Genomic DNA, 13,525 nt, shown 5'->3' with positions numbered 1-13,525 from the left:
CGCCGTGTCCGCTCCCCTCCCTGAGCCGGTCGCGTCCGGTACCGCACCGCTCTCGCCCGGCAGCGGCCCGGCTCCGGCCAGCGCTCCCGGTCCGGCCGCGCAGCACGCGCTCGACCCGGATGCCGTGGTCCCCGACTACCCGCCGACCGAGGCGCACCTGCCGCCCGCGCCGATGTCGCCCGTCGTGCACACCACACCGCTCGACCGGGTCGGCGACGCCTCGGCTCTCCCACCCGTCTCCCCCGTCGATGCCCCGACCCTCGTCGCAGCGGCCGCGTCGCCGGCGGCCGCTCCAGCACCCGCGCACTCGGGGCCGGTCGTTCCCCGGGCCGGCCAGCCGAGGTTCTCGGTCCCCGGCCTGGAACACGTCGTCGTCGAGGGCACCGAGCCCGAGCCGACCGGCCCCGTCGGCTACCGGACGCCCGCCCGGTTCGCCCACCAGCAGGCCGTGGCGGCCCCGGCTCCCGCACCGGCACCGTCGTTCGACGCGGTGCTCGGCGCTCCGTCCGCGACCGCGACCCGACAGCTGCCGACGCAACCCGAGGCGGAGGCTCCCGATCCCGCCCAGGGCGAGCCGGGCCTCCAGGCCGGCGCAACTGCTGCGTCCGCTGCCCCGCGCCGTGCGCTCGGGGCGACCCCGGGGGCCGTGCTCGGCGCGGTCGCCGCACTGGTGACGCTCGGTCTCGCCGCGTGGTGGTTCACGGCCCCGGCGACCGTGCACGTCGTCGGGTTGGCGCTCGGTGCGGTCGCGCTCGTGTGCTCGATCGCGACGCTGCGGAACCGGGCGGCGACGTGGCAGCGGTCGGTGGCGCTCCTCGGCGCGGTGCTCGGTGCGGTCGGCACCCTGGTGCTGCTCTGGGCCGTCGCGAGTGCGGCGCTGCCGATGGCCGGCGTGACGCTCCCGGACCTCACCGGCTCCGGCACAGTCCCGTCGCTCGCGCCCTGACGCGCGGCGCCGCCAGCCCGTCGGTGTCCGCTGCGGCCCGGTGTCCGCCGTGGCGCCGCCGTTCCCCTGAGACGCCGCGGTCTGGCCGAGACACCGCCGAATTCCGGGGCGTCTCGGGAACCCGGGGGCGTTTCGGCCGCGGAGGGGCGCCGCGCTCCGGTACCGCCGCCGGCAACCGGCGCGGCACTGTGGCGCCCGCGGCAGCCCGTGGCGCCGTTCCCCGCGTCCGCCGTGGCGCCGCCGTTCCCCTGAGACGCCGCGGTCCGGCCGAGACACCGCCGCATTCCGGGGCGACTTGGAAACCCGGGGGCGTTTCGGCCGGGGTGGGGCGCCTCAGACGGCTCGGACCACCCCGCGCGAGAGGATCGCGTTCGTCAGGGCATCGATCGGCTCCCGCTGCACCGTCGGGTTGGCGATGAGCACGTAGTCGACGGCCGGCAGGTCGGGCAGCCCGAGCCGCTGCGACACCTTCACCAGGTCGGCCGGGATCAGCGAGTGCGGGAACACCGCGACGCCGATGCCGGCGCGGACGGCCGCCAGCACCCCGTTGACGTCCCTCGTGTTGCAGGTGATGCGCCAGGTGCGGCCCGCTGCCTCGAGCGCGTCGATCGCCATCTGCCGGCTGATGCTCGGCGCCTGGTACGCGATGAGCGGCACCGGCTCGTCCCGCTCCACCGCGATGCCGTCCTGCGCCATCCACACCATCTGGTCCGTCGCGACGCGGGTGCCCTCGGCGGACTCCCCCGCGGTCTGCTTGATGAAGACCAGGTCGAGCTGCCCCGCGTGCACCCGACGCAGCAGCGGGGACGACTGGTTCACCGTCAGCTCGAGGTTCACCTGCGGGTGCAGTCGGCGGAAGTCCCGGAGGATCCGCGGCAACTGCGTGATCGCCAGGTCGTCCGCGGCGCCGAAACGGAGCCGACCACGTGTCGCCGAGCCGGAGAAGTAGGCGTCGGCGGTGGCGTGCGCCGCCAGGATCGTCCTGGCGAACCCGGCCATCGCGTCGCCGTTGTCGGTCAGGGAGACCCCGCGGGTGTCCCGCGCGACGAGGGTCCTGGCCACCGCGGTCTCCAGGCGGCGGACGTGCTGGGACACCGTCGGCTGGCTGATGCCGAGGCGCGCGCCCGCCTGCGTGAAGCTCTGCGTCTCGGCGACGGCGAGGAAGGTCTGGAGCAGGACGGGATCGAGCACGTGCACCTCATTCGACATCGCAATGGACTGATAGCAACCATAGGGGGATCGAATGGGTTTGCCGCAAGTAGTTTCGATGGGGTACCGATTCCGCCACCGACAGCCGGAGACCCCACCCCGTGAGCGCGTCATCGACGACCCTCTACCCGCCCACCGAACCACTCCCGATCCAGGCCACGAGACCGCCGTGGCGCCACACGCTCATCGCGCTCTCGGTGCCGAACTTCCGGCTCTTCACGGCGACGAACCTGGTCGCGATGACCGCCGGCTGGATGCAGCGCATCGCCCAGGACTGGCTCGTGCTGCAGCTGACCGGCTCGGTCGCGCAGGTCGGCATCACGGTGGCGTGCCAGTTCGCGCCGATGCTCTTCTTCGGCCTGTTCGGCGGGGTGATCGTCGACCGGTTCTCCAAGCGCGCGCTGATGATGATCACGCAGGGCGCCTTCGCACTGCTCTCCGCACTCCTCGCGGTGCTGACGCTGTCGGGTGTGGTCCAGGCGTGGCACATCTGGGCGATCGCCTTCGTGGTCGGCATGGTCACCGTCATCGACAACCCGGCGCGCCAGGTGTTCGTCACCGAGATCGTCGGCCACGAGCACCTGCGGAACGCGATCAGCGTCAACTCGTCGGTCTTCCAGCTCGGCGGCATGATCGGGCCGGCGCTCTCCGGCGCACTGCTCGTCGCGGTCGGGGCGGGCTGGTCGTTCGGGGTGAACGCGATCGCCTGCGCAGCCGTGGTCGTGACGCTCGGGTTCCTGCGCGTCTCGGAGCTGCACCGGACACCACCCACGCCACGCGGCAAGGGGCAGCTCGTCGAGGGCCTCCGCTACGCCGTCGGGAAACCCACGATCATCGTGCCGGTCATCCTGGTGGCGTTCTTCTCGGTGTTCGCGCTGACCATGCCCGTGCTGCTGTCCGCGTTCGCCTCCGAGGTGTACGACGTCGGCGCCGGCGGCTACGGCCTGTTCAACTCCGCCGTCGCGGTCGGAGCGCTCGTCGGTGCGCTGCTCTCGACCAGGCGAGCGGTGGTCCGGCTGCGGACCATCGTCGGCGGCGTGTTCTGGACCGGGATCCTGCTCGTGATCAGCGGCAGCATCCCGGTGATCGCCCCGTTCACGGTGATGCTCGTCGCGGTCGGGATGTCGCAGCTGCTGTTCCAGACGGCCTCGAACTCACTCGTACAGCTGTCCTCGAACGTCGCCATCCGAGGCCGCGTGATGTCGCTCTACATCCTCGTGCTGCTCGGCGGCCAGGCGATCGGCGGACCGCTCATGGGCCAGGTCGTCGACCACTTCGGCGCCCACGTCGGGATGATGGTCGCCGGCGGCGTGCCGGCCGCCGCGGCGGCCGTCATCGGCCTGGTGCTCGCCCGCCGTGGCGGGTTCCACCTGGCGGTCCGGATGCGGCACCACATGCCGCTCCCGGCGATCGTCGGTCACCGCTGACGGACGGGAGGCCGTCGCCGGGCCCGCACCGGGCCTCCCGTCCGACCGTGGTCGCGACCGCACCCGGCGCACCCAACCCGCACAACGGAGAACACCCCGGACCACGGGAGTCCGTGGTCCGGGGTGTTCTCGGTCGTGCGGCGAACGTCAGTACGCGACGCCGAAGCGCGCGCGGTGGTGCTGCGGCGTCTCGATCTCGTCGACGAAGGCGAGCGCGTAGTCCGCGCCGGAGACGTCCGAGTTGCCCTCGGCATCGGTGAGCAGCACCTCGTCGGTGGTGCGGTACGTGCCGCGACGCTCGCCGGGGTTGTAGCCGCCGAAGGCGGCGGCCGGGCTGACGTAGAACCAGTCGACCTCGGAGTCGCCGGCACGGAGTGCGTCGAGGATCTGCGCGTGGCTCTTCGCCTCGCCCTTGAACGCGTCCGGGAAGTCGGCGGAGTCGAACAGGCGGGGGCCGCCCTCGGCGACGAGCAGCGAACCCGCGCCTCCGACGATGCCGAGGCGCGCCCCGGAGGCCGCGGCCGCGTCGACGAACGGCTGGAAGCGGTCCTTGAGCTCGCTGCCGTCGGCCTGGACGGCGTGCAGCGCGACGACGATGACGTCGGCGCCCTTCGTGACGTCGGCGACGAAGGCGGCGTCGAACGCGTCACCCTGGGCGAGGGTCAGGCCCTCGGCGGGCTCGAGCTTCGTGGTGTCGCGCGCGACGGCGACGACCTGGTGACCACGGGAGAGCGCTTCACGGGTGATGGCGGAGCCGGCGTACCCGGTGCCTCCGAAGACGACGATGGTGGACATGCGTGTTCCTTTCGTGGCGGTGCGTGCTTGCTTGACTCACCATAGGGGCGTTACTCTCTTTTGGTAAGTAGGCACCTCGCGGTGCGTGACTCTCGGCTCCCGGAGGACCCATGACTGCGCTCGAGTACAGCCCGTACGCCGCGGACTGCCCGTCCCGGCAGCTGCTCGACCGCATCGGCGACCGGTGGAGCGTGCTGACGATCGGCACCCTGGCGGACGGACCCCAGCGGTACTCCGTCATCGCGAACCGCGTGCAGGGCGTGTCGCAGAAGATGCTCACGCAGACGCTCCGGGCGCTCGAGCGGGACGGCCTCGTGACGCGGACGGTGTTCCCCGAGATCCCGCCGCACGTCGAGTACGAGCTCACCGACGCCGGCCGGTCGCTCCGCAGGGTGCTGGAGCCCCTGGAGGACTGGGCGACCTCGCACATGGGCGACGTCGCGGTCGCGCGGCAGGAGTACGACGCGGCACGCTGATCCGGTTCCGGGCGCTTCGGGGCGTTCGGGCTCCTCGGTTCCCGGGGGCTCGTCGGCCCGTTCGGAATCCGTCCGGGTCCGACGTGGTTGCGTGGAGGCATGCGATCGATCGTCTACTCCCAGCCCGGTGACTCGTCCGTCCTCTCCCTCGTCGACCGCGACGTGCAGGAGCCCGGCAGCGGCGAGGTCCGCGTCCGCGTCGTCGTCTCCGGGGTGAACCCGACCGACTGGAAGGCCCGCGCCGGCGGCACGTACGGCGACGGCCTGCCGTTCCCGGAGATCACCCCGAACCAGGACGGCGCCGGCGTGGTCGACGCCGTCGGACCCGGCGTCGACGAGGTCGCCGTCGGGGACCGCGTCTGGCTGTTCATGGCCGCCGCCTCGCGCCCGACCGGCACGGCGCAGGAGTACACCGTCGTGCCGGTGTCCCGCGTCGTCCCGCTGCCGGACGGCGTCTCGTTCGACGTCGGCGCCTCGCTTGGCGTCCCCGCGATGACGGCCCACCGGGCGCTGACCACGCACGAGGAGGGGCCGGCACGCCTGGGGCCCGGTGCCCTCGACGGCATGACGGTCCTGGTCGCGGGTGGTGCCGGTGCGGTCGGGCACGCGGCGATCCAGCTCGCGCGGTGGGCCGGTGCGACCGTCGTCTCCACGATCAGCTCCGACGAGAAGGCAGCGCTCGCCACGGCGGCGGGCGCCCACCACACCGTGAACTACCGCTCCGACGACGCCGCGGCTGCGATCCGGTCCGTCGCACCGGACGGCGTCGACATCGTCGTCGAGGTGTCCATCCCGCAGAACGCCGACCTGGTCGCCGAGGTGCTCGCGAACCACGGCGTCGTGTCGATCTACGCGAACAACGGCGGGGACTCGGCCGCACTGCCGATCCGGCCGAACATGAGCGTGAACGCGCGGTACCAGTTCCTGCTGCTGTACACGATCGGCGACGAGGCCCTGGCTGCTGCCGCGGAGGACGTCACCGAGGCGCTGCACGACGGGGTCCTGCCCGTCGGCGCCGAGGCCGGGCTGCCGATCACCCGCTTCGCCCTGGCGGACACGGCGGCGGCGCACGACGCGGTCGAGCACGACACGGTCGGCAAGGTGCTGATCGACGTGCAGCCGGCGTAGGCGCGGGCCGCGGGCGAGCGGCGGCCGCGCCGCTGGCGTGGCGGTGCCGATCGGCGTCGCACAACGGAAAGCACTTCGAACCACGGAAGTCCGCGGTTCGAAGCGCTCCCGGTTGTGCGGCGACAGTGCGCACTGGTTCGGAACCGCGGGCGGACGTCGAGCGCAGCGCCAGTGACTCAGCGCACGAGACGCACGAGCCGCGCGCGGGCTGCCCGGAGCGCCCGCTCCAGGTTCGCGGCGATCACACGCGGGTCCTCGTAGTCGGCGTCGGAGGCGTCACCCACCGGGAGGCCCGGCGCGCCACGTCGCCCCGCTGCGCGGATGGGGGCCCGGCCGAACAGCGGCGTCGTCGGGTGCACGCTCGTCATGCCGTGAGCGTACGACCAGCGACCGACAGGCGCCGGCGCGCTCACACGGCCGCCGGCGTACCCGCGGTGCGACGCCGCGCCGGGAACGTCAGCGTGCAGGCGACGGCGACGTACTGTGCGACGACACCGATGTTGCGGACGTCGAGGTCCGTGAAGGCCCCGGGCGTCGGGCAGTCCACCGTGAGCATGCCGAACGAGTAGCCCTCGCCCCGGATGACCACCGCGACGTACGACCGGTACCGCGGGTCGAAGTCCGGCGCGTCGTCCACCGCGTCGACGTCGGACTCCCGGTCGCCGACGACCCGCGGCGCCCCGCCGTCCAGCACCCACTCCAGGTTGCGGTCACCGTAGGGCGTCCCCGCGCGGAAGGTGCCGGCCGTGTCCCCGGCGCCACCGTGCCCGATCGGTTCGAGCGCGTCGAGCCGCTTCGAGAGCAGGTAGACGTTCGCCCGGACGTCGGGGACGTGCGGCAGCAGGTAGTACGCCAGCGCGGCGGCGGCCCGGTCGGCGAAGGCACCGAGTTCACCGCGCCGGACGACGGGGTCGTGTGCGGCGAACCGGGTGAGCCGCGTGGCGATCTGGCCGAAGCCGTACTGCACCGCGACCTCGTACGCGGCGAGCGCCGATGCCCCGGCTTCCTCGGCGGCGGCGCGCACCGTCGCGCTGCGTCGGGCTCGGAGCACCTGCCAGACCACGACGGCGACGAACACCAGGAGCGCGGCGACGATGAGCGCGACCCTGGCGGTGGGCGCCCCGACCAGGTTCGGCACCTGGAACGCGGCCGTCGGCACCGCGGCGGCCACGACGGGCAGCGCGATGTCCCGGTAGTGCGTGCGGCGTCCCCGCTCGGTCCCCTCGATCACACCCTGACGCTACGGCCGACCACCGACGACGCCATTGCCACAACGGGTGCGATGGGAGGACCATCGTCCAATGCGCATCAGTGACGATCCGCTCCACCCCGCCGCGACGAACGCGATCGCGACGGACCGCGCGTCGGACCCCGCGCCGGACCCCGCGTCGGATCGCGCGTCCGACCGCGCGCCGGGCCCCGCGCCGACGAAGGCACCTCGGGACTCCAGCGTGCACACCGTCGCGAAGACCCTCGCCATCCTCGAGGTCGTCGCCGAGCGCGGGAGCGCCACGGCCAAGGAGGTCTCCGAGGCACTCGGCTTCCCCCTGCCCACCGCCTACCGGCTCCTGCACGCCCTGGTCCACGCCGACTACCTGGTCCACGTCCGCGACGAGCGCCGGTTCGAACTGGGTCGGAAGCTCCGTGCCCTCGGAGCAAAGGCCTCGACATCGGCGCCCGTCCGGACAGCACGCCCCGCGACCGGCTGAGCACAGCCCGTCGGACCGGGCTGGTAAGCATGGTGCATGAGCCAACTCGCCACGCCCGCCGCCGGAACCCGAGCGATCGTCCTCGGAGGCGGTGGGGTCGCCGGCATCGCGTGGGAGCTCGGTGTCCTCGCAGCACTCGAGGAAGCGGGCGTCGACCTCGGTGCGGCGGACCTCGTGGTCGGCACGAGCGCCGGCAGCGTCGTCGGCACGTTCGTCCGGCACGGAGCGGTCCGGGCCGCGTACGAGCAGCAGATCTCCCCGCTCCCGACGACCTACGAGGAGCCGGCCGTCATCGACGCCGAGGCGATGCAGGAGCAGTTCGGCCAGGCGCTCGTCGGCATGACCTCGGAGCAGGACGGCAGAGCACGCCTCGGCCGTGCGGCACAGGCCGTGACCACCGGGCAGACCGACGAGGAGCGTGTCGCGACCTTCACGGAGACGCTGCCCTCCACCGAGTGGCCGGCATTGCCCCTGGCGGTGACCACGGTCGACGCCACCGACGGCACCTTCCGCGTGCTCACCGCGGCGGACGGCGTCCCGCTCCCCCGCGCCGTCGCGGCGAGCTGCTCCGTCCCGCTCGTCTGGTCGCCCGTCAGCATCGAGGGTCGCCCCTACATCGACGGCGGTGTCCGCTCCGGCACGAACTCCGACGTCGCTGCCGGGTACGAGCGGGTGCTCGTCATCGCCTGCGGCCCGGAGGCGCCGTCGCCGCTCGGTCCGTGGCTCGACCAGGCGGTCGAGTCCCTCCGCGCCGGCGGTTCCTCGGTCGAGGTGGTGGTCGCCGACAGCACGGCGCAGCAGGCCTTCGGCACGAACTCGCTCTCGCTCTCCACACAGCGCCCCTCCGCCGAGGCAGGTTTTGCACAGGCCTCGGCAAGCGCCTCCCAGATCGTGGACTTCTGGGCATAGTGGAGGCATGACGACCCCGTTCTCGGACCTCGACCAGTACATCGCCCTCCCCCGTGTGGACGGGATCGCGCTGAGCCCGGACGGTGATCGTGTCGCCCTGACGGTCAGCACGCTGGACCCGGACGCCACCGCCTACCGGCGTGCCGTCTGGTCCGTGCCGGTAACGGGCGACGGTCCGCCGGTGCGGCTCACCCGATCGGCCAAGGGCGAGTCCGGCATCACCTTCACACGGGACGGGGACCTGCTGTTCGTCTCGGGTCGACCCGACGCGGACGCCGCAGACGGTGACGCGCCACAGCTCTGGCTGCTGCCTGCCACCGGTGGAGAGGCACGTCCCGTCACACGCCTTCCTGGAGGCACGGGTGGCGTCCTCGCGACGGCCAGCGCCGCCGACGTGGTCGCCATCACCGCCGACCTGCTGCCAGCGGCGTCGGCTGACGGCCCGCAGGTGGCGATCGCGCGCGATGCCGAGCTCCGCAAGCAGCGCAAGGACAAGAAGGTCCGGGCGATCCTGCACGAGACGTCGCCGGTGCGGGACTGGGACCACGACCTCGGCCCGGACCAGACGCACGTGCTCGGCATCGACCTCGCGGCGCTGACCGACACCGTCGGCGCAGCCCCCAAGACCGACGACGACGACGAGCAGTACCCCGCGCACCTCCCCGCGCCCACGGACCTCACGCCCGCTCCCGGCCGGACGCTCGACCACGTGGCCGGAGCGCTCACCCCGGACGGCTCCACGCTCGTGCTGCAGGTCGGGGTGAAGGAAGCGCGGGGCCAGCGCACCGCGATCGTCACCGTCGACGTCGCGACCGGTTCCCGGACGGTGCTGTTCGACGACGACGGCGTCGACCACGAGATGCCGACCCTCAGCCACGACGGCCGCACGATCGCCTGGGTCCGCACGGTCCGCTCGACGCCCGCCGGCGCGCACCAGCAAGAGGTCTGGACGGCGTCGATCGACGGCTCGGACGCGCACCGCATCGCGACCGACTGGGACCGCTGGCCGAGCGAACTCGTCTTCGCGGCGGACGACGCCTCGGTGCTCGCCACCGCCGACCAGGACGGCCGTGCGCCGGTCTTCCGGATCCCGCTCGACGGTGGCGCCGTCGAGCAGCTGACCGACGACGACTGGGCGTACTCAGGTCTGGGTGTGTCGGCGGCGACGGGTGTCGTCGTGGCGCTCCGGGCCTCCTGGGCGGCACCACTGCACCCGGTCCGGATCGCGACCGACGGCACGGTGACCCCGCTCGCGACCCCCGCGCCCCTGCCGGAGGTCCCCGCCCACCTGACCGAGGTCGAGACGACCGCGGCCGACGGCGCTCGTGTCCGCGGGTGGTTGGTGCTGCCCGACAGCGACGGGCCGCACCCGCTCCTGCTCTGGATCCACGGTGGACCGCTGAACTCCTGGAACCAGTGGTCGTGGCGGTGGAACCCAATGCTCGCGGCGGCGCGGGGGTACGCCGTACTCCTCCCGGACCCGGCGCTCTCGACCGGGTACGGCCTCGACTTCGTGAACCGCGGCTGGAACGCCTGGGGCCAGGCGCCGTACACCGACCTGATGGCGATCACCGACGCGGTCGTGGCACGGGACGACATCGACGAGACCCGTACGGGCGCGATGGGCGGTTCGTTCGGCGGGTACATGGCGAACTGGGTCGCCGGCCACACCGACCGGTTCCGCGCCGTCGTGACGCACGCCTCACTGTGGGCGCTCGATCAGTTCAACGGCACGACGGACGCGCCGGAGTACTGGTCCTCGATCTTCGACGCCGACGGCGTGCACGAGAACGACCCGCACCGCTTCGTGGCCGACATCGTCTCCCCGATGCTCGTCATCCACGGCGACAAGGACTACCGGGTGCCGATCGGTGAGGGACTCCGGCTCTGGGCCGAGCTCGCCGAGCACCACGCGGCGCCGGACGGGTCGATGCCGCACCGGTTCCTGTACTTCCCGGACGAGAACCACTGGGTGTTGGGGCCGCAGCACGCGGTGGTCTGGTACCAGACGGTGTTCGCGTTCCTCGGGCAGCACGTCCTCGGTGCAGCGTGGGAGCGACCGGCACTGCTCGGCTGACGCCGGGCGCGGGTCCGGGCCGCCGGCTAGACGAAGGCGGCCTGGCCCGTGATGGCGCGGCCGACGATGAGGGTGTTCACCTCGCGGGTGCCCTCGTAGGAGTAGATCGCCTCGGCGTCCGCGAAGAACCGGGCGACGCCCTTGTCGAGCACGATGCCGTTGCCGCCCTGCACCTCGCGGCACCACGCGACGGTCTCGCGCATCTTCGCCGTCGCGAACGCCTTCGCCAGCGCGGAGTGCTCGTCCCCGCCCGCTCCGGAGTCCTGCATCGCGGACGCCTGCGTGCAGAGTGCGATCGAAGCGGTGATGTTCGCGAGCGACTTCACGAGCAGGTCCTGCACGAGCTGGTGCGCGGCGATCGGCTTGCCGAACTGGATGCGCTCGCGGGCGTAGGACAGCGCGGCCTCGTAGGCACCGACCGCGATGCCGATGGCCTGCCACGCGACCTCGGTCCGGGTCAGGCGGAGCACCTCGGCGGTGGCGCGGAAGGAGTCCGCTCGCTGCAGCCGGCGGGACTCGGGGACGCGGACGTCGGTCATCACGATGTCGGCGTTCTGCACCCCGCGGAGCGCGATCTTGTCCTCGATCTTCGTCGCGGTGAAGCCCGGGGTGTCGGTCGTGACCAGGAAGCCCTTGACCTGACCATCGGCGACGTCCTTCGCCCAGATGACGACGACGTCGGCGAACGTGGCGTTCCCGATCCAGCGCTTCTCGCCGTCGAGCACCCACTCGTCGCCCTCACGCCGAGCGGTCGTGCGCAGGCCCTTCGCGGAGTCGCTGCCGGAGTACGGCTCGGTGAGGCCGAACGCACCGATCAGCTCGCCCGCCGCCATCCGGGGCAGCCACTCGCGCTGCTGTTCGTCGCTGCCGGCGACCGCGATCGAGTTCATCGCCAGGCCGGACTGCACGCCGATGAACGTCGCGACGCTGGCGTCGACCCGCCCCAGCTCGAGGGCCGCCCACCCGCGGTACACGGCGGAGTTCTCGAACTGGCGCACGAGCGGGACGCCCGGACCGTACATGCCGAGCTCCGCGAGCGGCGCGATGACCTGCATCGGGAACTCCGCACGGGCCCAGTAGTCGTCGGCGATGGGCGCGACCTCGCGCTCGAGGTACTCCCGGAGTCGCCCGATCGACGCGCGCTCCTGGTCGGAGAGCTGCAGTGCGAACCCGTAGAAGTCGGACTCGAGGAGCGTGGTCGTGGGCGTCGACGTTGACATGGGAACCACAATGCATCATTCTCGGAAACGTTGCAAGGGAGGAACGCCATGAGGACAGCGGATTCTGCGCTGCGCGCCTTCCAGGAGGCCCGACACACCTTCATCGCCGGCGAACGGATCGACATGGGCGCGTTGGCCGCGTCACTCGGCGTGGACCGGACGTCCCTGTTCCGCTGGGTGGGCAACCGTGACCGGTTGCTCTCCGAGATCCTCTGGTCCCTGGCCGTGCCGACCCTCGACGGGGCCGCCCGCGCTGCCGATGCCGCGGGGTCCGTCGGGGCTGCCCGCATCGTCGACGTGCTCGACCGGTTCACCGCGGACCTCATCGCGGCGCCGTACTTCCGGGCGTTCCTGACGCGGGAGCCCGCCAGGGCGCTGCGGCTCCTCACGACCTCGTCGAGCGACGTGCAGGGCCGGCTCGTCTCCGTGGTGAGCGTCATGGTCGAGGCCGAGCAGATGTCCGGCGAGTTCGACCCGGCACCGCTCTCCGCCGAGGAACTCGCCCGCTTGCTCGTCCGGATCTCCGAGTCCTTCACCTACGCCGACCTGATCTCCGGCGAGACCCCCGACCCCGTCCGGGCGCGTGCGGCGTTCGAGTACGTGCTGCGCCCCTCCACCCCATCGACCGGAGCACCATGACCAGCACCACGACCATCGACGAGTACCCGTTCCGCCGGACCTTCCCGACGCGCTGGAACGACAACGACATGTTCGGCCACGTCAACAACACGATCTACTACGCCGCGATGGACACCACCGCGACGTACTGGTTCGGCCACCGTGCCGGCCTCGACCCGTTCACGTCGTCGTGGATCGCGGTCGTGGTGTCCTCGGGCTGCCGGTTCGTCGAGTCGGCGGTCTACCCGGACGTGATCGAGGTCGGGATGCGCTCGAAGCACCTCGGGACGACGAGCCTGTCGTGGGAGTTCGGGCTGTTCCGGCAGTCCGACGGCGCCCTGCTCGCCACCGGGGAGTTCGTGCACGTGATCATCGACCGCGAGGGCGCACGCCGACCGATCCCCCTGCCGGCTGACCTCCGCGCCCTCGTGACGGACACGATGGTCGCCGTCAGCGCGTGACCCGGGCGGCGCCTAGCTGCTGACCGCGGCGAACTCGAGGTTGATGTCGTCGGGGTCCTGCACGGACAGGATCGTCATCCCGGCCTGGCCGAGTTCGGTGACCTCACCGTGCTCGACCCCGGCGGCATCGAGTCGCGCCGCGGCGTCGTGCAGTTCGTCCACGGACCCGACGACGAAGCTGACGTGGTCGAGCCCGACGGTGTCCGGGTCGAACCGCTGCCCCGCGGGCGCCACCGGCCGCAGCCCGAACACCTGGTCGCCGAGCTGGAACACGCAGCCACCGTAGAACCGCTCGCGATCCTGCCGGATGCCCGGCTCGTCCGCCTGGTCGCTGAAGTCGATCACCGGGTCGGCGCCGAGCAGCTGCTGGTAGAACGCCTTGCTCCGGGCGATGTCGGTCACGGTGACCCGGACGTGGGCCAGGGCGGTCGGGCGTGCGATCGGTTCGGTCATGCCGCCGACACAACTCCGGCCGTCTCCGAGCGCCCCGAGCCCGCGCGGAGAACGGACACGACACCCCGCACAACCAAAGTCAGCGCGAACCACGGGA

15 protein-coding genes are annotated in these 13,525 nt (G+C 72.4%); 9 read left to right on the top strand and 6 right to left on the bottom strand.

The window, feature by feature from the left end; all coding sequences use genetic code 11:
* Positions 1–4 precede the first annotated feature (4 nt).
* Complete coding sequence (locus ACIPJY_RS00405; protein ID WP_400460699.1) at positions 5–946, top strand: hypothetical protein; 942 nt, start codon at positions 5–7, stop codon at positions 944–946.
* 333 nt (positions 947–1,279) lie between these two features.
* Here ACIPJY_RS00405 and ACIPJY_RS00400 read toward each other — a convergent pair whose 3' ends face one another.
* Complete coding sequence (locus tag ACIPJY_RS00400) at positions 1,280–2,137, bottom strand: LysR substrate-binding domain-containing protein (protein WP_400460701.1); 858 nt, start codon at positions 2,135–2,137, stop codon at positions 1,280–1,282.
* 119 nt (positions 2,138–2,256) lie between these two features.
* On the opposite strand from ACIPJY_RS00400, the gene ACIPJY_RS00395 reads away from it, so the two are divergent.
* Positions 2,257–3,582, top strand: a complete 1,326-nt coding sequence (locus ACIPJY_RS00395) for an MFS transporter (RefSeq protein ID WP_400460703.1) — start codon at positions 2,257–2,259, stop codon at positions 3,580–3,582.
* 147 nt (positions 3,583–3,729) lie between these two features.
* On the opposite strand, the gene ACIPJY_RS00390 is transcribed toward ACIPJY_RS00395, so the two are convergent.
* Positions 3,730–4,377, bottom strand: a complete 648-nt coding sequence (locus ACIPJY_RS00390; RefSeq protein WP_400460705.1) for an NAD(P)-dependent oxidoreductase — start codon at positions 4,375–4,377, stop codon at positions 3,730–3,732.
* 110 nt (positions 4,378–4,487) lie between these two features.
* On the opposite strand from ACIPJY_RS00390, the gene ACIPJY_RS00385 reads away from it, so the two are divergent.
* Positions 4,488–4,853, top strand: coding sequence for a winged helix-turn-helix transcriptional regulator (locus tag ACIPJY_RS00385; protein WP_400460707.1), 366 nt, complete (start codon positions 4,488–4,490; stop codon positions 4,851–4,853).
* A 99-nt stretch (positions 4,854–4,952) separates the two neighbouring features.
* Positions 4,953–5,981 carry an NADPH:quinone reductase gene (locus ACIPJY_RS00380; RefSeq protein WP_400460708.1) on the top strand — a complete coding sequence of 343 codons (1,029 nt, stop codon included), beginning with the start codon at positions 4,953–4,955 and terminating at the stop codon, positions 5,979–5,981.
* Positions 5,982–6,157: 176 nt separating this feature from the next.
* Here the strand turns inward: ACIPJY_RS00380 and ACIPJY_RS00375 are convergent, their stop codons facing one another.
* Both ACIPJY_RS00375 and ACIPJY_RS00370 read right to left on the bottom strand, forming a co-directional pair.
* Positions 6,158–6,349 carry a hypothetical protein gene (locus ACIPJY_RS00375; RefSeq protein ID WP_400460710.1) on the bottom strand — a complete coding sequence of 64 codons (192 nt, stop codon included), beginning with the start codon at positions 6,347–6,349 and terminating at the stop codon, positions 6,158–6,160.
* A gap of 41 nt (positions 6,350–6,390) precedes the next feature.
* Complete coding sequence (locus ACIPJY_RS00370) at positions 6,391–7,212, bottom strand: GAF domain-containing protein (RefSeq protein WP_400460712.1); 822 nt, start codon at positions 7,210–7,212, stop codon at positions 6,391–6,393.
* A 70-nt stretch (positions 7,213–7,282) separates the two neighbouring features.
* Here ACIPJY_RS00370 and ACIPJY_RS00365 point away from each other — a divergent pair, with 70 nt between their 5' ends.
* Genes ACIPJY_RS00365 through ACIPJY_RS00355 form a run of 3 tightly spaced genes read left to right on the top strand, consistent with a single transcriptional unit; the run spans position 7,283 to position 10,676 of the window.
* A complete protein-coding gene (locus tag ACIPJY_RS00365) occupies positions 7,283–7,690 on the top strand; it encodes a helix-turn-helix domain-containing protein (protein WP_400460714.1) in 408 nt (135 codons plus the stop codon).
* A gap of 36 nt (positions 7,691–7,726) precedes the next feature.
* Positions 7,727–8,599 carry a patatin-like phospholipase family protein gene (locus ACIPJY_RS00360; protein ID WP_400460716.1) on the top strand — a complete coding sequence of 291 codons (873 nt, stop codon included), beginning with the start codon at positions 7,727–7,729 and terminating at the stop codon, positions 8,597–8,599.
* A 7-nt stretch (positions 8,600–8,606) separates the two neighbouring features.
* Entirely contained in the window at positions 8,607–10,676 is a 2,070-nt protein-coding gene (locus tag ACIPJY_RS00355) for an alpha/beta fold hydrolase (protein ID WP_400460718.1), read from the top strand.
* Positions 10,677–10,702: 26 nt separating this feature from the next.
* On the opposite strand, the gene ACIPJY_RS00350 is transcribed toward ACIPJY_RS00355, so the two are convergent.
* The gene (locus ACIPJY_RS00350) at positions 10,703–11,896 is read right to left on the bottom strand and encodes an acyl-CoA dehydrogenase family protein (protein ID WP_400460720.1); all 1,194 of its coding nucleotides are present in this window, start codon (positions 11,894–11,896) and stop codon (positions 10,703–10,705) included.
* Positions 11,897–11,944: 48 nt separating this feature from the next.
* Here ACIPJY_RS00350 and ACIPJY_RS00345 point away from each other — a divergent pair, with 48 nt between their 5' ends.
* Both ACIPJY_RS00345 and ACIPJY_RS00340 read left to right on the top strand, forming a co-directional pair.
* A complete protein-coding gene (locus tag ACIPJY_RS00345; RefSeq protein ID WP_400460722.1) occupies positions 11,945–12,535 on the top strand; it encodes a QsdR family transcriptional regulator in 591 nt (196 codons plus the stop codon).
* A complete protein-coding gene (locus ACIPJY_RS00340) occupies positions 12,532–12,975 on the top strand; it encodes an acyl-CoA thioesterase (protein WP_400460724.1) in 444 nt (147 codons plus the stop codon). Before ACIPJY_RS00345 ends, ACIPJY_RS00340 begins: the two co-directional genes overlap by 4 nt.
* Positions 12,976–12,987: 12 nt before the next feature.
* Here the strand turns inward: ACIPJY_RS00340 and ACIPJY_RS00335 are convergent, their stop codons facing one another.
* The gene (locus ACIPJY_RS00335; RefSeq protein WP_400460726.1) at positions 12,988–13,428 is read right to left on the bottom strand and encodes a VOC family protein; all 441 of its coding nucleotides are present in this window, start codon (positions 13,426–13,428) and stop codon (positions 12,988–12,990) included.
* Between the last annotated feature and the right edge of the window lie 97 nt (positions 13,429–13,525).

The organism is Curtobacterium sp. NPDC090223, assembly GCF_044746585.1.
Taxonomy (GTDB): domain Bacteria; phylum Actinomycetota; class Actinomycetes; order Actinomycetales; family Microbacteriaceae; genus Curtobacterium.
Note: the sequence above shows the minus strand (reverse complement) of the source record. Positions and strands in the feature narration are given on the sequence as shown.